Source organism: Kocuria aegyptia (assembly GCF_039530085.1).
Lineage (GTDB): Bacteria > Actinomycetota > Actinomycetes > Actinomycetales > Micrococcaceae > Kocuria > Kocuria aegyptia.
In genome coordinates this window covers 202702-223787 of sequence record NZ_BAAAOA010000015.1, presented here as the reverse complement: position 1 = coordinate 223787, position 21086 = coordinate 202702, and the positions used below count along the sequence as shown (strand labels likewise).

Annotated in this window: 15 protein-coding genes; 9 read left to right on the top strand and 6 right to left on the bottom strand. The window is 68.9% G+C overall.

Annotation, left to right across the window (positions count from 1 at the left end; genetic code table 11):
- Nucleotides 1-38: 38 nt before the first annotated feature.
- Both ABD220_RS07380 and ABD220_RS07375 read left to right on the top strand, forming a co-directional pair.
- Nucleotides 39-1361 carry an NYN domain-containing protein gene (locus ABD220_RS07380; RefSeq protein ID WP_344121190.1) on the top strand — a complete coding sequence of 441 codons (1323 nt, stop codon included), beginning with the start codon at nt 39-41 and terminating at the stop codon, nt 1359-1361.
- Nucleotides 1362-2134: 773 nt separating this feature from the next.
- Nucleotides 2135-2896, top strand: a complete 762-nt coding sequence (locus tag ABD220_RS07375) for a ThuA domain-containing protein (protein ID WP_344121188.1) — start codon at nt 2135-2137, stop codon at nt 2894-2896.
- Between the two features lie 861 nt (nt 2897-3757).
- On the opposite strand, the gene ABD220_RS07370 is transcribed toward ABD220_RS07375, so the two are convergent.
- The 3 genes from ABD220_RS07370 to ABD220_RS07360 form a co-directional block, all read right to left on the bottom strand.
- Nucleotides 3758-4483 carry a YwaF family protein gene (locus ABD220_RS07370; protein WP_344121186.1) on the bottom strand — a complete coding sequence of 242 codons (726 nt, stop codon included), beginning with the start codon at nt 4481-4483 and terminating at the stop codon, nt 3758-3760.
- A 379-nt stretch (nt 4484-4862) separates the two neighbouring features.
- Nucleotides 4863-5381 (bottom strand): hypothetical protein, encoded by a 519-nt coding sequence (locus ABD220_RS07365; RefSeq protein WP_344121184.1) that lies wholly within the window; start codon nt 5379-5381, stop codon nt 4863-4865.
- A gap of 385 nt (nt 5382-5766) precedes the next feature.
- Entirely contained in the window at nt 5767-6561 is a 795-nt protein-coding gene (locus tag ABD220_RS07360) for a type I restriction-modification enzyme R subunit C-terminal domain-containing protein (protein WP_344121294.1), read from the bottom strand.
- A gap of 386 nt (nt 6562-6947) precedes the next feature.
- On the opposite strand from ABD220_RS07360, the gene ABD220_RS07355 reads away from it, so the two are divergent.
- Nucleotides 6948-7997 carry a homocysteine S-methyltransferase family protein gene (locus ABD220_RS07355; protein ID WP_344121182.1) on the top strand — a complete coding sequence of 350 codons (1050 nt, stop codon included), beginning with the start codon at nt 6948-6950 and terminating at the stop codon, nt 7995-7997.
- Between the two features lie 682 nt (nt 7998-8679).
- Here ABD220_RS07355 and ABD220_RS07350 read toward each other — a convergent pair.
- Nucleotides 8680-9300: a dihydrofolate reductase family protein gene (locus tag ABD220_RS07350; protein ID WP_344121180.1), complete on the bottom strand. Its 621-nt coding sequence runs from the start codon at nt 9298-9300 to the stop codon at nt 8680-8682.
- The gene (locus ABD220_RS07345) at nt 9263-11356 is read right to left on the bottom strand and encodes an HNH endonuclease signature motif containing protein (RefSeq protein ID WP_344121178.1); all 2094 of its coding nucleotides are present in this window, start codon (nt 11354-11356) and stop codon (nt 9263-9265) included. Before ABD220_RS07345 ends, ABD220_RS07350 begins: the two co-directional genes overlap by 38 nt.
- Before the next feature lie 235 nt (nt 11357-11591).
- Here ABD220_RS07345 and ABD220_RS07340 point away from each other — a divergent pair, with 235 nt between their 5' ends.
- Together ABD220_RS07340 and katG are read left to right on the top strand one after the other, a co-directional pair.
- The gene (locus tag ABD220_RS07340; RefSeq protein WP_344121176.1) at nt 11592-13106 is read left to right on the top strand and encodes an MFS transporter; all 1515 of its coding nucleotides are present in this window, start codon (nt 11592-11594) and stop codon (nt 13104-13106) included.
- Nucleotides 13107-13582: 476 nt separating this feature from the next.
- Nucleotides 13583-15790 carry a catalase/peroxidase HPI gene (gene katG / locus ABD220_RS07335; RefSeq protein ID WP_344121174.1) on the top strand — a complete coding sequence of 736 codons (2208 nt, stop codon included), beginning with the start codon at nt 13583-13585 and terminating at the stop codon, nt 15788-15790.
- On the opposite strand, the gene ABD220_RS07330 is transcribed toward katG, so the two are convergent.
- On the bottom strand, nt 15759-17261 hold the full coding sequence (locus ABD220_RS07330; RefSeq protein ID WP_344121172.1) for an FAD-dependent monooxygenase: 1503 nt from the start codon (nt 17259-17261) through the stop codon (nt 15759-15761). The genes katG and ABD220_RS07330 overlap by 32 nt on opposite strands.
- A gap of 283 nt (nt 17262-17544) precedes the next feature.
- On the opposite strand from ABD220_RS07330, the gene ABD220_RS07325 reads away from it, so the two are divergent.
- The 4 genes from ABD220_RS07325 to ABD220_RS07310 all read left to right on the top strand — a co-directional run bounded on the left by ABD220_RS07325 (nt 17545) and on the right by ABD220_RS07310 (nt 21059).
- Entirely contained in the window at nt 17545-18186 is a 642-nt protein-coding gene (locus ABD220_RS07325; protein ID WP_344121171.1) for a cation efflux transmembrane domain-containing protein, read from the top strand.
- 123 nt (nt 18187-18309) lie between these two features.
- Entirely contained in the window at nt 18310-18903 is a 594-nt protein-coding gene (locus ABD220_RS07320; protein WP_344121169.1) for a class I SAM-dependent methyltransferase, read from the top strand.
- 49 nt (nt 18904-18952) lie between these two features.
- Nucleotides 18953-20416, top strand: a complete 1464-nt coding sequence (locus ABD220_RS07315; protein ID WP_344121167.1) for a protein adenylyltransferase SelO — start codon at nt 18953-18955, stop codon at nt 20414-20416.
- Nucleotides 20417-20561: 145 nt separating this feature from the next.
- Nucleotides 20562-21059, top strand: a complete 498-nt coding sequence (locus tag ABD220_RS07310; protein ID WP_344121165.1) for a hypothetical protein — start codon at nt 20562-20564, stop codon at nt 21057-21059.
- Nucleotides 21060-21086: the final 27 nt, after the last annotated feature.

Genomic DNA, 21086 nt, shown 5'->3' with positions numbered 1-21086 from the left:
AATGCACATAGTGCATTCCACTCAATCGCGAGGACGCCATGGGCCACCGCAAGTCAGCCATGTTCATAGACTTCGACAATTTCTTCAGTGGATTGCTCAGTAGCGACCCCAAAGCAGCACTGGAACTAGCAGAACGGCCGTCCGCATGGATCAATCGGCTGACCACCGCCAGCGGTGTCAATGACCGACGCTGGCTGGTCCTCCGTTGCTACATGAACCCCTCTGGCAGCATCGCCCACCCCCTGAACCCCGGAGAGCGGCTGTACTTTTCGAAGTTTCGGCCATTCTTCACTCAAGCCGGCGTAGAGGTCGTGGACTGCCCTAGCCTCACCAAGGGCGCAAAAAATGGAGCAGACATCCGCATCGTGATCGACGTGATGACCGCCCTGCAGCATGAGACCTGCTACGACGAGTTCGTGCTGGCCTCCAGCGACGCCGACTTCACCCCGTTGCTGCAGGTGTTGCGCGCCTATGATCGTCGGACTGCAATCATCGCCACCGGCTCGACCGCTGTGGCATATGAAGCCCTGGCCGACCTGTACCTGGATGAGCAGGACCTTTTCGACCTCATGAGCCCGGCGTACGAGTCCGAAGCCGACGCCGCTGAGCAAGGCGCGATGATCCCAGAGTCACACGATGCCGCGGAGAACACCGCCGTCGGGGACCGACCGAACGACGAGGAAGCATGGCAAGAGTACTGCGAGGTGTTGCGCAGTGATTACGAGTCCTCCGAGGTGCCCGTCAATTGCGCCCGCCTCGCCAGCAGGATCCACGCAGACCTAGGAGAAGTCGTCACTCGCACCCGGTGGTTCGGAGGTGGAACGTTCCGGAAGGCCGTCGAACGGATCGGCTTGCCGAATATTAACTTCTCACAGCACCACTTCTGGGACTCGACCAGGCACCCGGTGCCGGGACCCGTTCAGCCAGGTCTGAGCGATCCACTGGAAGTGTCGGCGCCGCTCCCGCCGGGAATCACTCGCTTCTGCGAAGTCGCGAAGATGCCCCGGTTGCCGCAGGATCACTGGCCCGTCATGTTCCAGGTGCTTGCGGAGTATGCCCGTGAGTTCGACTTCAATTTGACGGAGGCTTCAAAGTGGTCGAGGGATCGCGCCAGAGAATTGGGCGTCGAGGTCTCCCGGAGAGCACTTCTCTACGCTATTCGAGGTGCCCGCACCGGGGGCGCCGATCTCAGCGCGGACCAGACCCTTGATGCCCCCGTCATCGGACGCGCTGTGTTCAGCAGCGTGCTCGAACAGGCGGTCCTGGCGGGATTTTCTCCTTCCGATGACGAGCAACAACGCCTGGCCGACTGGCTGGCGGTCGACACGTCGCGGTCCAAGCGCACCCACGAGATACGGTAATGATCAAGGCGCATCTCGAACTTCGGCGTCATTGAGGGTTGCGCGCAACGGGGGCGCTGGCGGGGCGTGGGACACCGCACCGGGGGAACTGCACGGCGTCGAGGAGGTCGGAATTGGCTAACTAAGTCGGGCTGGCGAGCATATGCTCGATGCGAGGAAAATGCCTAGATCCTCGGGCTTCAGGATGGCCACATCGGCCAGCTAGCCCGGCACCTCACACCGGTGTGAGGTGCCGGGCTAGTTGGCCACAACGCGCCAGCGAGTGTGAGATCTCAATCGGGTTGTCAGTGATCGACCAATCTGTCAGTGACTGACCAGTAGTGCATGTCAACGCCATGCACACGGCAAGGCCCCGGAGAAGGACTCTCCGGGGCCTTGCCGTGCAGTTCTTTAAAGTGAATGGGGACTGCCGCACGGATGGGTGACAACGTCACCCATCCGTGCGGCAGTCCCCTCCTACCTCGAAGGCTCCTACAACCCTCGCCGCCGCCAATCCTGGCTGGGTAACCTCAGCTTCACCGACTACGAGCAGCAGCTCATGACACAGCAAGAGGCGTCCGCCTGACAGGGATCACTTCAAAGGACGTAGATTTCACCCATGTAGCGAGGCACGGGCTGACGCATCGAGCGGTGGCCGTCGACCACATCAAGGCTGTCCTCGGCATGGAGTCGGTGTGGAGGGACCATGACGGATCCCTTGCCCTGGGGCGGGCCCGGGTGATCGACGCCTGCTACAAAATTGCCTTTGAGCCGACCGAAGTGAGGACCTAACGATGTTCGATAAGAAACTGGGCATTCTCGTATGGAACGAGGGGGTCCACGAAGCGCAGAACCAGCCGACGACCATGGCAGAGATGTATCCCGATGGCATTCACGGTGCCCTCGCGAACTCGCTCAAGAGTTTCTTTCCGGCATCGGAGGTCACGACGGCGACCCTCGCCGAGGAGGAACATGGCCTCAGCGAGGAGCGGCTCGCCACGACTGATGTGCTTCTGTGGTGGGGACACAAGGCACATGAAGATGTCAGCGACGAAGTTGTCCGACGCGTTCACCGGCATGTCCTTTCCGGCATGGGGCTTGTCGTTCTCCACTCGGGGCACCGCGCCAAAATTTTCACCAAGCTCCTGGGCACGAGCTGCTCGCTCAACTGGCGTAACGACGGCGAACGGGAACTCGTGTGGACGGTGAAGCCATCCCATCCCGTGGCGGCTGGCGTGGAGAGCCCCATCATCATTCCGCAACAGGAGATGTATGGGGAGCTGTTTGACATCCCGGAGCCCGATGACCTCATTTTCATCAGTTCCTTCGAGGGCGGCGAAGTATTTCGGTCGGGAGTAACCTTTTCGCGGGGTAAGGGCAGGATTTTCTACTTCAGTCCAGGTGATCAAGAATATCCTGTGTATCACCAGCCGCAGGTACAGAGAGTCCTGGCCAACGGAGTCGACTGGGTTGCCCAACCTGAGGCGCCCCGTTCCCTGCCTGAGGTGAAGAAATCTCCCCGGGACTGGTTCACTACCGATCAATCGGCAAAGTAGCACGAACGGCGCAGTTCCAGCGCTGGCCAGTGTGTCCTCGCCCGTGGCCACGAGGCCAGCGCTCGGACACAAGAACACGCCAGTGAGCCGTACGTCGCCGTCCTGCCGGCGGGAAGCAGTGCCCGGACGGATCCCGTCCTTTTTCTCATGGCGTCGCGGTTCATGATTCCAGCGCTTCCGCGGGCTCGGGGGCCTGGAGGTCGGCCTCGAATCGGCGGTCGGGCCGAATGGAATCTCACATCAAGTTGATTGCCGGTTTTTCAAGACAGATGCCAATGCGTCATTGGATTTGTCAGTGGTCGACTGATCTGTCAGTGACTGCCGAGTAGCGTGTATCAGCATTGTGCATATGGCACGGCTCCCGGAGTAAAGCCTTCCGCGGACCGTGCCGTACCGTTCTCTGCGGTTTGTTCCGCCCGTCCGCGCTCAAGGTCATTTCGTCGGCATCTCCGGGACCGAGCCGCTCCTCCAGATGTTGGATCCCGACTCATCTGGGCAAAGTGGGCCCTATGTGAGCAGATCAGACGCCTGACCTGAGAATTGCTCAGCGGTAGTGACACCGCGAATCACCTGACCTGCTCAGCCCTGTCCGATCCCGGTGGTTCGGTGACCTGTTCCCCGGGAGCGTGTAGTTGCGCAGAAGAGCCGTTGAGCAGGAACTGAACCATTGCGTGCCCCGTGGTGGGAGTGACGCGCAGGGCACTGGGACGATCTCCGGCGTGACTCCACCTGTGGCGAGCAGCTTGCGCCCCTCGCCACAGGTGAGAAGCTGCTTGCCGTTGCACCGGACCGACCCCGAGGGGCAGTCCGCTCGCCGCTGCCCCGGCGGTTCCGGATCCGATGCCCTGTTGTCGCGCAGCCTCAGCCTGTGGCATCAACTCGGGTCTCGGCTGTGCTCGGCCGCCGGTTCGTCCACGGCCAGGTGATGAGCGCCCAGGCCCCAGTGACGATGAGGAACTCCACCAGCAAGTACCACGGCCAGGGCCCGAACAGGTCGAGGATCGAGGGGTTGTTCGGCTTGCCGTTGAGGAAGCCGTAATTGGTCCCCAGCCAGCTGTTGAGGCCGAAAACTGCTACCGCCCACGTGACAGTCACGACCAGGGCCAGGCGGTAGCTGCGCCAGTCAACGCGGCCGCCGCGTCCCCACATCAGGTACAGAGCTGCCCAGAGCACAAGGATGTGCTGGACCCAGAGGTCGATGAAGTCGATGTGGGGGAAGTCCGGCGAGTCGAGTGCCGGGGTGAGGATGGCCTGCGGATTGAGGGTCAGTCCCCAGTAGTAGGTGAGCGCCATCGCCCAGCGGACCCGTGTCCACAGGGCGATGACAGCGACCATCCACGCAAGGTCCGAGAGGTGGACCGGCAGAGAGATGTGGACGTCAAAATTGCCCGGCAGCCACCGGTAGACGAGCATCGCCACCGTATACGTGACCAGCACCGAGGCGAAAGCCCGAGAGAAGATCACCTCGGCCTCGGAACCCCGTAGACGGCGGCCCAGGATCACCACGACCACAGCACCGAGGACACAGACGCCGAGAGCAGCCCAATGAGTGGGGCCGTAGGGTACGAAGACCTCCTCGCTGGGCATCGCCGTCTCCCTCCACCTGCCGGGATTATAGACTCCCACGGCCGAGCGTCAGGAGCGCGAGCGGGCTTGCCCAAGGATGGGCGGGGGCGCGCGCTCGAGGCGATGGGTCACGAAAGTGGAGAGGTGACGCCGGCCTGCGGCGGCGCGGTCGGGCGGCCTCCCACTTGGTCTACTACCACGATACGAGGGACGCCTCACCGGAACGTGGTTCGTCAACTCGCATGCGACGGTCAGCCCCACCCAGGACCAGGTCTCACGAACTGATCTGTCGTTGTCCGTTCGCGTGGTGGTACTTCACTGGTACGACGTCGTCGACAGCCCCTGGAAGGACCTGTTGCCGCTCCACACCACCGGGTCGTGCCCCCATGTCGCTAGAACCTCAGAGCCGGTCGTCCAGGGCCATGGGCGGGGCAACATGCACCGGAACCGGAGCCGGTTTGCTGTCCGAGCTCTTGACCTTGCCCTGACCGATGCTGCGGGTGACGGAGATCAACTGGTAGGGCCGCTTGGGCCGGGGTCGTGTGTCGCGCCGAAGCAGCGCCACCCATCCTTCGCCGGCAACGTCTATTTGTTTCAGGGGCCGGGTGAGGTAGCTGATAACCGTCGGCGGCGCTGTGGATCGGTCGATGCGGACCCCGCCGACGAGACCGGTGTTGAAATCCCGGGTCCATGCGTTCTTCGCCGGCGTAGCCGAGGCAATGTGCTCTGCGAACTCCGGTGGCACCTCGAAGGTCGCAATCCTGCCTTCTACGCCCCGTAGCCATAACGGCACCCGGTACCGCGGGGCGTTCAGCTCGTCCATCCCAGACCCTTCTTTGTGGGTGCGGACGGCGGAATTATAGCCGATGCGTCTGGGATTCTTCTTCTCGAAGATCGTTGCAGCAGTGGGGAAATGCACGGCTCCACGAGGGCCGAGACGGCCCACGATTGCGAGCCCCTTGCGTGCGGCGCGAGTGTGACGCCGGCGGCGCGGGTTCACCAGGTGGCGGCTCGCTCCTTGAGCTGGTGCCATGGCATGTCCGGGTGGACAGCGGTGGGGTAGTGTTTGTAGTGGACATGTAGAACTCGCCTTCTGGTGTCCGAGGCTCGCTCGGTCTTACTGGACCGGGCGAGCCATTTTTGTTGGTGATGAGTGGAGTTCCCACGCAGTGAGAGGAAGCCCGCAGGGCCGTGAGGGATTGAAGTCCTTCCCGAGAACGCCCTGATCGAGCGGCCTCCCCGTGATCTGTGCAATGACTCGGATGAGGATCAACTCAGAAAGCTCCGCAGGGATCCCAGTGGATCTAAAGAGATGAAGTGCGACGCAGGACCAAGATTTTCTGGCAGAGGCTCGCCTTTGTAGTCGTGTCCGACTGTCGGGTGACTGATTGTGCGAGTGACGCGGTTTCCCCCGTAGCGCCCCTGATGCAGGGAGATCTGCGCCCCCCGGATCGATCGAGGACGGCAAGAATTTGTTTGACCGTGTCCTCGGAGAAAAGGTCCTCGGGACCGTGGGGTGCGAGTTCCGTGTAGGGAGGCTGGTGGAGCGCCCCAGTGCCCGTACGGCCGCCCGGGGTGAGCTGGCAGATGAGCATGTTCAGCAACTTCAGCCGGCGCGTGTTCAATGTGCTCCCGGAGATGAGCTCGGTGAACGCCTCCGGTGCAGCTTGCGGGCCCAGACCCCCCAGCGATCGGATGTAGCCGGTGACATCGCCCGCGCTGGCGCGTTCCAGGTCCTCCCGGGACCCCGCATCGCTTTCCCTGAGCATCTTCTCGGATGCAGCGAGGTCGAGCGTCGTGAGCGCCCGTCCGTGGCGCAGCCTTTGCATGGCGATGTGGTCGAGGTGTCCCCGCAGATGGAGCGCCACTCGCTCTCGGTAGTAGGACACATCGGAGGTCGTCTGGTTCACGCCCTTGAGATCGATCTCGGCGAGTTCGCCGCGCACGTCTTCGAAATTCGTGTCCACGGGATCGCACTTTCGCTTCTCGAGCAACAGCAGCAGGTCCCGAAGCTTGCGCCTGACCGTTTCGAGCCAGAGCGGGTCCACGGCAGTCCGCGCCCCATCATGGGATCCCGTCTCCACTACGGCGTCGATCACGTGCAACCGCGCGGCGATCCTCGGATGTCCGCTTGGTCCTGAAGCGCCGCAACCTTTTGCTCCGGCCGCGCCCCGAGCCGCGCCGGTCCGGCTCCGTCACCGTTCGACGTCACCTGTCCGCGCGGTAGCCTCCATCGTTCACCGGAGTGGAAGACACCACGAAGCAATCACGGGATACCGGCGTGGCACGCCCACAGCCACAGGCTGGGACCTTTCCGGGGCCTGCGAAATGACGGCCCGTGGCGAAATGTGACGGCGGAAGACAGTGGGGAGCCCACAGCCCGGGCAGGTGCGTATGTTCGCCTCTTAACTGCACGACTCCGGGGCCGGGCGAGGCCGGTACGGGAGCGTCCAGTCCCACTTGAGTCGAGATCCGAGGAGGCCGCATGGCCGCTGTACCCACCCTGACCGACCGTCTGGCAGCAGGTCCTGTCATCTGCGCCGAGGGCTTCCTGTTCGAACTGGAGCGGAGGGGATACCTCAGCGCAGGCGAGTTCGTTCCCGAGGTCGCGCTGGAGCATCCGGAAGCTCTGCGCGCGCTGCATGTGGACTTCCAGCGCGCCGGATCGGACATCGTCGAGGCGTTCACCTACAACGGACACCGTGAGAAGATGCGGGTCATCGGCAAGGAGGATCTGCTCGAACCGCTCAATCGGTCCGCCCTGCAGATCGCCCGAGAGGTTGCCGACGCCCGTCCCGGCGACTTGATGGCGGGAAACATCTCGAACACCAACATTTGGGATCCGTCCGACCCGGAGAGCCAGGCCACGGTGCGGGGGATGTTCGAGGAGATGGTGGGGTGGGCGGTCGACGAGGGAGCCGACCTCATCGTCGGGGAGACCTTCTACTACGCCGGCGAAGCGCTCGCGGCCCTCGACGTGGCACAGAAGTCGGGGCTGCCCGTCGTCATCACCCTTGCTCCGATGGCCTTCGAGGAGATGGCGGACGGTATCGGGGTGGTGGAGACCGCGCAGCGGCTCGAGCAGGCCGGAGCCGATGTCGTGGGCATGAACTGCTTCCGGGGTCCGGAGACCATGATGCCGTGGGTGAGGCAGATCCGTGCGGCGGTCTCGTGCCACGTCGCCGCGCTTCCGGTGCCGTATCGGACGACGGACAGCGAGCCGACTTTCTTCAACCTCAGCGACCCGCGGGCACGGGTGGCCTCTCCGCACAACCGGGCGTTCCCGACGGCGTTGGATCCGCTCGCCACCAACCGGTACGAGATCAGGAGTTTCGCGGAAGAGGCTCTCGAGCTCGGTGTCCGCTACCTGGGCGTGTGCTGCGGGGCCTCTCCGATGCACGTTCGTGAGGTTGCCGAAGCCGTGGGGCGTGTGACCGAAGCAAGCCGGTTCTCCGAGCGGATGGAGAACCACTTCATGTACGGCAGCAATGAGCGTCTCCCCGCGCACATCGTCGAGCTGGGCAACCGCGCCTGACAAGGGGTGGGCCGCAGGCCGGCGCCGAGGTGCGATTCCCGATCCGCGGCACCCGCACCTCGGCGCCTGCGCCGGCGCCGTCCCTTCTGGGACTTTTCCGACGTCGTCGTGGGCGTCTCGGTGCTCGTCCTTCACTCCGGGTGGACGCCCTGGTCCCGGACGGGAGGGCCCCGGGCGCTGGCCGGCTGACCGGTCTCCGCATGCAGCTGTCGAAACCCGCGCCGCACCCGAGCCGGAGTCAGCCGCTCCGTGGCCAGGGGCTTCTCGCAGGACCGGCGCCGAGCAACAGCGACGACGGGGTTGAACAGTAGGTCAAGAACGGGTTGCGCTCGTTCCATGGTCGCGCTCCAGAGGACATGGTGGCGCTCCAGCGGAGGGGCTCCTGGAAGGTACAAGCAGCCCCCCATCCAGTCACAGGAGCGCTATGGAAGCAGAAGTGGCCGGGGACGTCAGAAACGGTCAGGCCTGTGGGTGGACGCCGGCAACCAGAACGAAGAATCTGCCCTTCCCAGCGATTGCGGGACGTCCGGAATCGTGCGCCCTGCCTCAGCGCACTTCCTGACAACTGGACTGGGAACGCACCCTTCCCGAGGTGGGCCTGGCCGCCGTCGTCCCCGAGAGCTCGGGATCGCGGTCCGACCGTGGGTCCCTCCGGACGGAGGTCGGTGCGGCACGGGTTCGCCTACTGCGCCGGCCGCGAGATGTCGATGCCGGTGACCGGGGCGCCGGCCCGCTCGTAGACGAGCGAGATCGCCCCCTTCGGGAACGCCCTCGGCGGTTGCACCAAGTTGAAGGCAGCCGGGACGGTGCCGTCCCCGAAGACCCGCTTGCCCGAGCCCAGGATCAGCGGATAGAGGAAGAGGTTCAACCGATCGACGAGGTCCTCCTCCAGCAGGGACCTCACGAGGTCTCCGCTGCCGATGACGTGGACCTCGTCGAACCGGTCCTTGAGCGCTCGCACCTCGGTCGCGACATCCGTCAGTACCGTGGTCCCCTCCCACGACGGGTCGGTCAGCGTGCGCGACGCCACGAACTTCGGGACCGCGTTGAGCTTCACGGCGATCGGGTCGGCGCCGCCGCGGTCCGGCCAGTAGCCGGCGAAGATGTCGTACGTCCTGCGGCCGAGCAGCAGCGCATCGAGACGCTGGAGACCGCCGCCGATCGACTCGCCCGATTCGGCGTCGAAGTACGCCCCCTGCCAGCCGCCGAACTCGAAGCCCCCCGCACGGTCCTCGTCGGGCCCGCCGGGAGCCTGGTAGACGCCGTCAAGGGTGAGGAAGAGATCGACCTGGACGATTCCCATGGTGTGCTCCTCCGGCGTGCTCCTGTGACATCCGCGGTGCCCCATCCTTTCGCGCCCGGATTCGGGGGTCAATCCCCCGGAAGGGGATGACGGCACGTGCAGGCCGACGAGGTACGACGCTCCGTGCGCCCCGGCGCGACCCCGTTGCCGATGGAGGTGTCCATCCCGGTCGGTCGCCGAGCTGTTCCCTGCACCGCCGGCGGACCGGGGGGGCGGGCATCCTTTTCCGGTGCTCGTCGGGGAAGAGCCCGGGGAGGACCCGGACCGTCGACGGAATTCGGTGAGCGGGGGACGTCCAGGTCGCCCTTCCCGCGCGTGCCGCACGGCCGACCCCGGCGGCGGCGACCGCGCACCCGTGGGGGCGAGGCACCTGATGCTCCGGCAGCACGGAACGCGGCTTCTCCGACCTCAGAAGGGCGGGGGATCGTCGGGCGGGGAGTCGTCGGCCGAACTCCCGGGGGGGAGGGCCGCCGGACCTTCGCGCGGAGATCGGCGTGCCCCGGCGGTCAACGACGGTGCACCGGCCACCAGCGTGCTCGGGCACGGGCCGGTGCACGAGCCCACCCGGTGAGGTCCACTCGAGCACCGCGACGGGCTCGGACAGGCTTCCGATCGTCGCGTCGTCAGGGTCGGCGACGATCCGCCGCACCGACCAGCGGCCGAGGTGCCCGTCGCGGTGCTTGATCCGGTGATGCTGCCGACACAGTGCGGCCAGGTTCCGCTCGGCCGTCGGTCCGCCGTCGGCCCACGCCACCGTGTGGTCAAGATCGCATCTCTCCGCCCGGCGACGGCATCCCGGGAAGCGGCAGGTACCGTCGCGCAGCTCGACCAGGCGACGCAGGTCCCGGGGCACGGCGTAGACGGTGCGGTCGTGGTCGAGGACCACCCCCGTCACGGGGTGGGTCAGCACCCGGTGCCAGACCCCGGCGCCGGCGGCCAGCTGGCGGGCCACCTCCGAACTGATCGGCCCGAATCCGGACAGCGTCGGGACGCCGCACGCGTCCACCCCGGCACCTCCTCCGGTCAGCAGCGTGACCGGCACCATCACGCTCACCCGTGCCCGGACCCCGCGCGGGAAGCCCGGCTCGTCCGGCAGGACACCGTCCAGCAGCAGGTCTGCCAGCACATCGGCACGCAGCTCTCCGGCCGAGCGCGGCTCGGCGTTCCCCGCGCCCTCCGGACCCTCCGAGTGCGGTACCCGGAGCAGCCCGGGGCGGCCGGGTACGGGCACGTCCTCGCCCAGCAGCGCGCCCAGGTCCTCCAACCTGCTGTGCACGGCGACGGCCACGTGCGCGTCCAGCAGCGCGTGCAGATGGGCCATCCCGTCGGCGGCCGGCTCCACCCACACCGCATGGTTCTTCCGGGCGGTGCGCCGGCTGCGCTCCTCGGTGTCTGCCACGAGCACGGCCCGCCGGGCGCGGGCCGTGGCCCGCAGCTGGGCGGCCGTGGCGTGCGGCGCTCGTTCCAGGAACTCGGTGATCAGCCGGCAGACTGCCTCGACGGGCGGCGGGACGCACTGCCAGGAGGTCCAGGACGGTGCGTGCTCGACGAGTTCACGCCACTGCTCCACCATCACCGTGGCCTGGGCCGCACCGATCCGGCCGTCCTCCAGCGCGGCCAGGACCTCCGGCAGCATCTCGGCCAGCAGAACGGCGTCCTCCACCCGTCTCCGCGCCGTGCCCGGTGGAAGCCGCAGCGCCGGCCCCACCTCGGCCGCCACGTCCACGACCAGCTGGTGCTCCGCCTCGGCCAACGGGCTCAGCGGGTCCGGACGGACGAACCCGCTGGCGGCCATCTCGGCCTCGGCCTGCGCCATCGCCTCGAATCGGGCGGCCGTGCGGGCCGCCTGTGCCGCCAGCCACAGCCGGTGGATGCACCGCATCTGTGCGCCCACGGCCCGCGCCTCCGCGGCGGCGGCGTCCACGAGCCCGGCGGCGGCGGCCCGTACCGACTCGCCCTGCGCTCCGGGCACAGCCGTCTCCGGCAGCACAGGTCCCGCCGCAAGCCCCTCACCGGCCACCGGGGTTCCGGTCCACCACTGCGCCGTCGCCGTCATGGTCCCATTCTCTCCGGCACCTCCGACCTGCTAACCGGCACCTCAGACCTGCTCAGGGGAGCAGGAACGGGTGCGGACACCACCCGGACGAGCGGGCCGCGTACCGGCCGGCCCGCGACGCCGGGGCCCTGCTCCTCAGCGCCCCGGTGTGCAGGTGCCCGGTCCGATCACGGGAGAGCTCCGCTGCCTGCTCGGGGCCGCTACCGTGTCCGCGCCCGTCACTACGCTGGGCCGCATGAACGAGATGGAACCGGGCCCGACCCGGGCCGCCGCCGCTTCCGTCGGCCGTGCGGCACTTCCCGCGGACACGGCCGTCACGTCCGCTCCCATCGACGACGACGAGGCGCCGGGGCTGATCGATCCCGGTGCCGTCGACACCACCGTGCGCAGTCCGGCGCAGCGATCCCGCACCTTCGCAGGGATCCTGGTGAACACCGCGCTCGCCAACATCACGACCAGCTACCTGTGGTTCGCCCTGACGTTCTGGGTGTACCTGGAGACGCGCAACGTGATCGCCACCGGTGTGGTCGGCGGCGCCTACATGCTGCTGATCGCGCTCTCCAGCATCAGCTTCGGCACCTTCGTGGACCGCTACCGCAAGCTCGCTGTGATGCGCTTCGCCGCAGCCTTCACCCTGGTGATGTTCGTCTTGGCCGGAGTGCTGTTCCTCCTCGCCCCGGCGGCCTCGATGGCGGACCTGACCCAACCCTGGATCTGGGTCTTCGCCCTGGTCGTCCTGATCGGGGCCATGGTGGAGAACATGCGCAACATCGCCCTGTCCACCACGGTCACGATCCTCATCGAGCCGGACCGGCGTGCCAACGCCAACGGACTGGTGGGCATGGTGCAGGGCCTGATGTTCATCATCACCTCGGTGCTCTCCGGGCTGTCGATCGGCCTGCTGGGCATGGGCTGGACGGTCGTGGTGGCCGTGGCGCTCACGGCCGTGGCCTTCGTGCACCTGTTGACGCTGCGCATGCCCGAGGAGGTGCGCGCCGCGGCCACGGACGCCCACGGCAGCTTCGACCTGCGGGGGGCCTTCGCCGCCGTTCTGGCCGTGTCCGGGCTGTTCGCGCTGATCCTGTTCTCGACGTTCAACAACTTCATCGGCGGCGTCTACATGGCACTGATGGATCCCTACGGCCTGGAGATGTTCCCCGTGGAGATCTGGGGAACGGTCTTCGCGCTGGGCGCCACCGGGTTCATCGTGGGCGGGGCGCTGATCGGCAAGTTCGGACTCGGCGCCAATCCCCTGCGCACCATGCTGCTCGCCGTGACCGCCATGGGCGTGCTCGGCGCGGTGTTCACCGTGCGGGAGTGGGCCTGGCTGTACGCCCTCGGCATCTGGCTCTACCTGGTGCTCGTCCCCTTCGTGGAGGCGGCCGAACAGACGGTCATCCAGCGGGTCGTGCCGCTCGAGCGGCAGGGCCGGGTCTTCGGCTTCGCCATGGCCTTCGAGTCCGCGGCGGCGCCGATCACCGCGTTCCTCATCGCACCGATCGCCCAGTTCTGGATCATCCCGTACGCGCGATCGGCGGAGGGCAGCGCCCAGCTGGCCCCGCTGCTGGGCGAAGGCACTTCGCGCGGCATCGCCCTGGTGTTCCTGGTGGCCGGCGTCGTCATGATCGCGGCCGCGCTGCTGGCCTTCCTGACCCCGGTCTACCGCCGGATCTCGGCGTCGTACGCGCGGGCGGCGGCGGAGGACGCGGGGAACGGCATCACCGCACCCTCGTCCTCCGGGCGAGCCTGAAGGGCGTTCGGACGGGCATCGCGTTCCCGCCGACCCCGGACGCCGTGGCGGGGATGCTGAGCGGAGCCGTCGTGAGGTGCACCAGCACGGGGTGGTCTCCGGAGCCCGTGGAGCCTTGACGGGCTCCGGAGCAGTCACAAGACTGTGAGAGGTGGACGCACGGCTGGATCTCCAGCAGCTCTTCCGGAGTGCCGCCCAGCGGGTCGACCAGACTCGGCCGGCGGCCCCGCATGCCGTGTCCGCGCATCTGCGCGGCGGCCCGTCCTCGATCATCCGCGGCGCCCGTCGTGCTCTCCTCGACGTCCCACCCCCGGCGGTGGACGACGTCCTCCTGTCGCCGGCCGTCGCCGGCTCCTGCCCGAGTGCAACCTGCGGGCTCGCGCCGCCCGTCAACGGGCCCGGAGCACCCACCGGGGACGACGCTCCCTGTGCGGGACCAGCCGCGGACCGTCACCACGACCCTGGAAGGAAGACCCATGTCCCCGTCCCCTGATGCTCCCGTGCACGGCAGCGAGAGCGAGAACCCGGCGATCGACGCACCCACTCCCAAGACCAGCCGGCCGCGGACCGTCCAGGACTGGTGGCCCAACCAGTTGGATCTGGGCGTCCTGCGGAAGCACTCTGCCACGACCGACCCACTGGGTCCCGACTTCGACTACGCGAGCGAGTTCGCGACGCTCGACGTCGAGGAGCTCAAGCGCGACCTCGTCGAGCTCATGACCACCTCGCAGGACTGGTGGCCCGCCGACTTCGGGCACTACGGAGGGCTGTTCATCCGGATGAGCTGGCACTCGGCCGGCACCTACCGGATCGCGGACGGCCGCGGGGGTGCCGGGGATGGCGCCCAGCGGTTCGCCCCGCTCAACAGCTGGCCGGACAACGCCAACCTGGACAAGGCACGGCGTCTGCTGTGGCCGGTCAAGCAGAAGTACGGCCGGAAGATCTCGTGGGCCGATCTGCTGGTGCTCGCCGGGAACGTCGCGCTCGAGTCGATGGGCTTCAGGACCTTCGGCTTCGGCTTCGGGCGCGAGGACGTCTGGGAACCCGAGGAGATGTTCTGGGGCCCGGAGGACACCTGGCTCGGTGACGAGCGCTACGCCGGCGACCGCGAGCTCTCCGGCGAGCTGGCCGCGGTGCAGATGGGCCTGATCTATGTCAACCCCGAGGGCCCGAACGGCAATCCCGACCCGCTCGCGTCCGCCCGGGACATCCGCGAGACGTTCCGTCGCATGGCGATGAACGACGAGGAGACGGTCGCGCTGATCGCCGGCGGGCACACCTTCGGCAAGACCCACGGGGCCGGGCCCGCCGACCACGTGGGTCCCGAGCCCGAGGCCTGCCCCGTCACGGCGCAGGGCCTGGGCTGGAGAAGCACCTACGGGACGGGCAAGGGGCCGGACGCGATCACCAGCGGTCTGGAGGTGACCTGGACCAGCACCCCGACGCGGTGGGGCAACGGCTTCTTCGGCAACTTGTTCGGTCACGAGTGGGAGCTGATCGAAAGTCCTGCCGGGGCCCACCAGTGGATCGCCAAGGAAGCGGCCGAGACCGTGCCGGACGCCTTCGACCCGGAGAAGAAGCACCGGCCGACGATGCTGACGACCGACCTCGCGCTCCGGGTCGACCCGGAGTACGAGAAGATCTCGCGACGGTTCCACGAGCACCCGGACGAGTTCGCCGAGGCGTTCGCCAAGGCGTGGTACAAACTCCTGCACCGCGACATGGGCCCGGTCACGCGTTTCCTGGGGCCGTGGGTCCCGGAGCCGCAGCTGTGGCAGGACCCGGTCCCGGCGGTCGACCACGACCTGGTCGGCGAGGACGACGTCGCCGCCCTGAAGGAGACCCTTCTCGGCTCGGGACCGACCGTGGCGCAACTGGTCTCCACCGCGTGGGCCTCCGCGGCCAGCTTCCGGGGCACCGACAACCGGGGCGGGGCCAACGGCGCCCGCATCCGCCTCGAGCCGCAACGCCACTGGGAGGTGAACGAGCCGGAGCAGCTGTCCGAGGTGCTGAGCGTCCTCGAGCAGGTCCAGCAGGACTTCAACAGCTCCCGATCCGACGGCACGAGGATCTCGCTTGCAGACCTCATCGTCCTCGGCGGGTGCGCGGCCGTCGAGGAGGCGGCCCGGAAGGCGGGGCACCCGATCCAGGTCCCCTTCCGGCCGGGGCGCACGGACGCCACGCAGGAGCAGACCGACGCCGAATCCTTCGCCGTGCTCGAGCCGCAGGCCGACGGCTTCCGGAACTTCGTGAAGTCCGACGTGCGGCTCTCGCCCGAGACGCTGCTGCTCGACCGCGCCTACATGCTCAACCTCACCGCACCGGAGATGACGGTCCTGATCGGGGGCATGCGGAGCCTGGGGGCGAACCACGGGCAGTCGGAGCACGGCGTCCTCACCGACCGGAAGGAAGCGCTGAGCAACGACTTCTTCGTCAACCTTCTCGCCGCCGGCACGGAGTGGAGGGCCTCCGGGTCCGGGGAGGACATCTTCGAGATCCGCGACCTCGCCACGGGCGAGCTCAGGTGGACGGCCACCGCGGCCGACCTCGTCTTCGGCTCGCACTCCCAGCTGCGGGCGATCTCCGAGGTCTACGCAGCCGATGACGCCGGGGAGAAGTTCGTGCGCGACTTCGTGGCCGCATGGGTCAAGGTCATGGAGCTAGACCGGTTCGATCTCCGCTGACGGGACGGGCCCCGGTGGGCGGACCGCACCACGTGGTCAGGGCGAGTTCGAGTCCTGACGTGCTCTGTTCGCCCACCCAGGCCGTGTGCCCGTCCGGCCGGACCAGCACAGCGGTGGGCGCGGGGACCGTCCCGAGCACCGGGAGCTCCCAGCTGCCGCGGTGCGCAGCGGTGACCAGCCGCACGCGGTCGGCCCAGGGCCCGATGTCGACGCCGCCGGGTGTGCCGAGGTCGAGCAGCACCGGCCGTGCGCCGTGCAGGAGGGCGTGGACCCGCGCCGGGCCGTCGGCCGTGCGGAGGTCGAGATCGGGCATGCGCCGCCCGAGCAGCGGGTGTCCCGCTCCGAGGTCGTAGTGGATGTCCAGGCCGGACATCATCCCGGCGTACCGCCGGCGTGGCTCGGCCATGCTCAGGAGCTCGGCGACCGTCTCGCCCACGGCCCGGACACGGTCGTCGGGGCGCCGCAGGGCGACCTGGGCCATCGTGCGGCGCAGCACGCGGGCGGCCACCGGATGACGCTCGGCGTGGTAGCTGTCCAGGAGGCTCTCCGCCGAGGTCCCCTCGACGACCTGGGCCAGCTTCCACCCCAGGTTCACCGCGTCCTGCACACCGGTGTTGAGACCTTGGCCGCCGTCCGGGGCGTGCACGTGCGCAGCGTCGCCGGCCAGCAGGACCCGTCCGGCCCGGTAGGACGCCGCCTGCCGGGTCATGTCCGTGAACCGTGTGATCCAGGTGGGGCTGTGGAGCCCGTAGTCCGTCCCGTACACGTCGAGGAGCGCCTCGCGGAGATCGCGCAGGGTGGGCTCGCGGCCGGTCCTGAGGCGGCGCTCGGTCACCATGACCCCCACCGGTCCTCCGTTCTCGGGCCGGCGGAAGGCGTGCTTGCCGACCGCGTCCTGGTGGAGGCCCCACTCCGGCTCCTCGGTCAGCTCCACCTCGGCGAGCAGACTGCTCGTCGTCGGGTCCCACCCGGGGAACTCGATGCCTGCCGCCTTGCGGATCCGGCTTCGTCCCCCGTCGCACCCCACGAGGTACTGCGCCCGCAGCCGCCGGCCGTCGGACAGCTCGACGTCGACGCCGGTACTGTTCTGCGCCAGACCCGTCACGTCGTGCTTGTAGCGGACCGGCACCCCCAGCTCGCGGACCCGGTCGGCCAGGAGCCGCTCGATGTGGTTCTGCCACAGCGCGAGACCGTAGGGATGGCGGGTGGGGAAATCGCTGATGTCCAGAGGGACACCGGCGAACCCGGCGACCTGGGCGGTCGTTCCCTGCGCGAGGAACCGGTCGGCGATGCCGCGCTGGTCGAGGACCTCGATGGTCCGCGAGTGCAGCCCACCGGCGCGCGACCCGACGAGTTCCTGGCCGGCCCGCCGCTCGAGGACGACGACGTCGACCCCCGCGAGCCCCAGCTCTCCGGCCAGCATCAGTCCTGTCGGCCCGCCACCGACCACCACCACCGCATGCTCGTTCATCTGCTGTCCCTCCGTCCGCAGGTCCCGGTCCCAACCCCGGTCCGAGCATTCTGCGGCGCGCAGGGAGTCTTGCCACAAGTCCCCCGGTGCGCTATAGGTTGGAAATGCAGGCAGGACATGACGACCACGCGGAGGGGCAGCAGACCTCCGGCGCCTTGTCGCGGCTGGATCGGATGGCGGCGCCGGCCTCGGCCGGGACCGTGCCGCCGGCCACAGGATCCCGATTCCACATCCGCCCCGCCTCCTGCCCTCCCAGCTATGGCATCCCCGCCGAGGCGGGCCGGTGAGCACTCCGGGGACCCTGACGCCCAGGGAGACCGAACGCCTGACGCGCAAGGGCCTGCGACTGGCCCAGTTCACCGTCGGCTACAACGTCGTCGAGGGCGCGGTCGCGATCACCGCCGGACTGGCCGCCGGCCTCGTCTCGGTGGTCGGGTTCGGCATCGACTCCGGCATCGAGTCCATCGCCGGGGTCCTGGTCGCGCTGCGCCTGTCCGCACGCCTGCGCCACGGCGGGACGGACGAGCACAAGGAGAAGATGGCCCTGCGCCTGGTGGCCGTGACCTTCTTCCTCCTCGCCGCCTATGTCACCTACGAGGGCGTCCGCTCGCTGCTCGAGGCCGAGACGCACGAGCGGTCGCCGGTGAGCGTCGTCGTCCTGGTGCTGTCCCTGATCGTCATGCCGGTCCTGGCCGCGGCCAAGAAGAAGGTCGGCGCCGAGCTCGGTGACAACCTCATCCTGGCCGACGCCGCGGAGACCAGGATCTGCGTCCTGCTCTCCGTCTCCACGCTGCTGGGGCTGGTCGTCCACGCTCTCACCGGAGCGGCCTGGGTGGATCCGGTCGCCGGGTTCGTCATCGCTGCCTTCGCGATCCATGAAGGCCGGGAGGCGTGGGAGGGCGAGCTCGTCGAGGACGACGACTGACCAGCACCCCACCCGCCGCGCAGCGACCGGCCGGCGCCATGACGCGCCCCCACTCCTCCGGCGACCGCCCGGGCGTCAGCCGGTAGGCGGTATCCTGACGGGGTGGTCGAACAGAGCGTGTGGATGCAGAAGGTGCGGGCGGATCCCGGGCACTCGTCGGGGTACGTCGAGCGGTTCCGGGCCCTGGCGGCCGCCGGTGAGGACATCGTGGGGGAGGCACGGCTGGTCGAGGCCATGGTCCCGCCCCGGTCACGGATCCTCGATGCCGGCTGCGGGCCCGGCCGGCTGGGCGGCCACCTGCACCGTAGCGGGCACACCGTGGTCGGGGTCGACGTCGACCCCACCCTGGTCGCCGCCGCGCAGGAGGACCACCCCGGTCCCCGGTGGTTCGTGGGGGACCTGGCGGAGCTGGACCTGCCCGCCCGGGGCGTCGCGGAGCCCTTCGACGCCGTGGTCTGCGCCGGCAACGTGATGGCCTTCCTGGCCCCCAGCACGCGCATCGAGGTGCTGCGCCGCTTCCGCCGCCACCTGACCGCCGACGGGCGGGCGGCCGTGGGCTTCGGCGCCGGCCGCGGCTACCCGTTCCCGGAGTTCCTGCAGGACGCCGAGCAGGCCGGGCTCGTGCCCGACCTGCTGCTGTCCACCTGGGACCTGCGCCCCTTCCGGGAGGACAGCGACTTCCTGGTGGCCGTGCTGCGGGCCGCCGAGCACCACTGATCCCGCCGAACCCTCGGCGGCACGGGACATTCCGGGTACCGTGGGCGGTGTGAGCATCACACCCCCGTCCACCTTTGTCCTCGAGAGCCGCTTCGCCCAGGAGCTGGGGGAGCTGTCCGTGCCCTGGCGGGCCGAGGACGTCCCCGACCCCCGACTGCTGGTCGTCAACGACGCCCTCGCCGCCGAGCTGGGGCTGGACCCCGACTGGCTCCGGAGCGCGGAGGGCGCTCGCCTGCTGGTAGGCAACCTCGTGCCCCCCGGGGCGACTCCGGTGGCGCAGGCCTACTCAGGGCACCAGTTCGGCTCGTTCTCCCCGCGCCTGGGCGACGGGCGCGCCCTGCTGCTGGGCGAGGTCGTGGACGCCGGGGGCCGCCGACGGGATCTGCACCTCAAGGGCTCCGGGCGGACGCCTTTCGCGCGTGGCGGTGACGGTCTCGCGGCGGTCGGCCCCATGCTGCGCGAGTACATCCTGAGCGAGGCGATGCACGCCCTGGGCGTCCCCACGACCCGGTCCCTCGCCGTGGTGGCCACGGGGCGGCAGGTCCGCCGCGAGACCCTGCTGCCGGGGGCCGTGCTGGCCCGGGTGGCGAGCAGCCACCTGCGCGTCGGCAGCTTCCAGTACGCGCGCGCGACGGGCGACCCGGACCTCCTGCGCCGGCTCGCCGACCACGCCGTCAGCCGCCACTACCCCGACGCCGCCGGTGCCGAGCACCCGTATCTCGCGCTGTTCGAAGCGGTCGTCGCAGCGCAGGCCTCGCTCGTGGCGCAGTGGATGCTCCTGGGCTTCGTGCACGGGGTGATGAACACCGACAACATGACCATCTCGGGCGAGACGATCGACTACGGGCCGTGCGCGTTCCTGGACGCCTTCGACCCTGCCGCGGTCTTCAGCTCGATCGACCACGGTGGGCGCTACGCCTACCGGAACCAGCCGGTCGCCGCGCAGTGGAACCTTGCCCGGTTCGCCGAGGCCCTGCTGCCGCTGCTGCACGAGGACCAGGACCGGGCGGTGTCGCTGGCAGAAACAGCGCTCGAGGCGTTCCCGCCGCAGTACAGCGAGGCCTGGTCCGCGGGGATGCGGTCGAAGCTCGGCCTGCCCGGGGACCTCGACGACGGCGTCGCCTCGGCCCTGGTCGACGACCTGCTCGTGCTGCTCCAGCAGAACCACGTCGACTGGACCACGTTCTTCCGGGCCCTGGGCGGGACCGCCCGCACCGGCGCGCACGCCGCGCGGGACCTGGTCCTCGACCTGCCGGCGTTCGACGCCTGGGCCGAGCGCTGGCGTGCTGTGGGCCCGGATCCGGAGGTGATGGACCGCGTCAATCCTGTCCACATCCCCCGCAACCATCTCGTCGAGGAGGCCCTCGCCTCCGCTGTCGGCGGCGACCTCGACCCGCTGGGACGACTCCTGGAAGCAGTGACCGCCCCCTACGATGAGCGCCCCGGCCTGGAGCGCTACGCCGCCGGCCCGCCGGACGACTTCGGCGCCTACACGACCTACTGCGGGACCTGAGGCACCGGCCCGCGGAGGCGGTCGGCGTCGACGGGACCTGCTGCGGGGTCTGAGGCGCCGGCCCGCGACCGCCAGGTTCGCGGACAGACGCGAGCCGATCGCTCTCGCTACGCTGGGCCCACGGACAGCGGCCGAGGGGGTGCTCGTGGGCACGGAGGGCGGACGAGCGCAACCCGGTGCGACGCGGCAGGACCGGACGTGGTGGTGGTGGATCGGCGCCTGGCTGCTGTGGAGCGTCGTCGGGGACGAGATCGCCCGCGGCGCCCTGGACTGGCTGGTGTCCGTCGGCGGCTACGGGTTCTCCAACGCCGTGCTCGGGCTGCTGGCCCTGGGCGGGTGCTTCATCGCGGTCCAGCGCACCCGGGTCAAGCACGCCCGGCTGGAGGCGCACGGCGACCCGGTGCCGCTGCCGGCGCCCTACGACTACGGGACCCAGGCCCAGGCCGGGCTCTTCCTGGGGTGGGCCGGCGGGATCGTCGCCTGGGCCGGCACCTTGGCGTGGCTGGTTCTCCTCGGACCGGCCCCGGCGCTGGTGCTCGGACCGGTCCTCGGCACGACACTGGTGGTCTACGGCCGGATGGAGATGGCCCACGCGCAGGTGATGGATGCCCGGCGCGGTCCTCCACCGGCTCCCGCCGCTTGAGCAGCCGGCCGTCCCGGGCGCCGCCGG

What these genes read in the sequence shown, in the direction of transcription:
- ABD220_RS07340 (WP_344121176.1), top strand. Translation starts at nt 11,592, where the DNA reads ATGAACGAGATGGAACCGGGCCCGACCCGGGCCGCCGCCGCTTCCGTC.
- katG (WP_344121174.1), top strand. Translation starts at nt 13,583, where the DNA reads ATGTCCCCGTCCCCTGATGCTCCCGTGCACGGCAGCGAGAGCGAGAAC.
- ABD220_RS07375 (WP_344121188.1), top strand. Translation starts at nt 2,135, where the DNA reads ATGTTCGATAAGAAACTGGGCATTCTCGTATGGAACGAGGGGGTCCAC.
- ABD220_RS07345 (WP_344121178.1), bottom strand. Translation starts at nt 11,356, where the DNA reads ATGACGGCGACGGCGCAGTGGTGGACCGGAACCCCGGTGGCCGGTGAG.
- ABD220_RS07350 (WP_344121180.1), bottom strand. Translation starts at nt 9,300, where the DNA reads ATGGGAATCGTCCAGGTCGATCTCTTCCTCACCCTTGACGGCGTCTAC.
- ABD220_RS07320 (WP_344121169.1), top strand. Translation starts at nt 18,310, where the DNA reads ATGCAGAAGGTGCGGGCGGATCCCGGGCACTCGTCGGGGTACGTCGAG.
- ABD220_RS07370 (WP_344121186.1), bottom strand. Translation starts at nt 4,483, where the DNA reads ATGCCCAGCGAGGAGGTCTTCGTACCCTACGGCCCCACTCATTGGGCT.
- ABD220_RS07355 (WP_344121182.1), top strand. Translation starts at nt 6,948, where the DNA reads ATGGCCGCTGTACCCACCCTGACCGACCGTCTGGCAGCAGGTCCTGTC.
- ABD220_RS07380 (WP_344121190.1), top strand. Translation starts at nt 39, where the DNA reads ATGGGCCACCGCAAGTCAGCCATGTTCATAGACTTCGACAATTTCTTC.
- ABD220_RS07330 (WP_344121172.1), bottom strand. Translation starts at nt 17,261, where the DNA reads ATGAACGAGCATGCGGTGGTGGTGGTCGGTGGCGGGCCGACAGGACTG.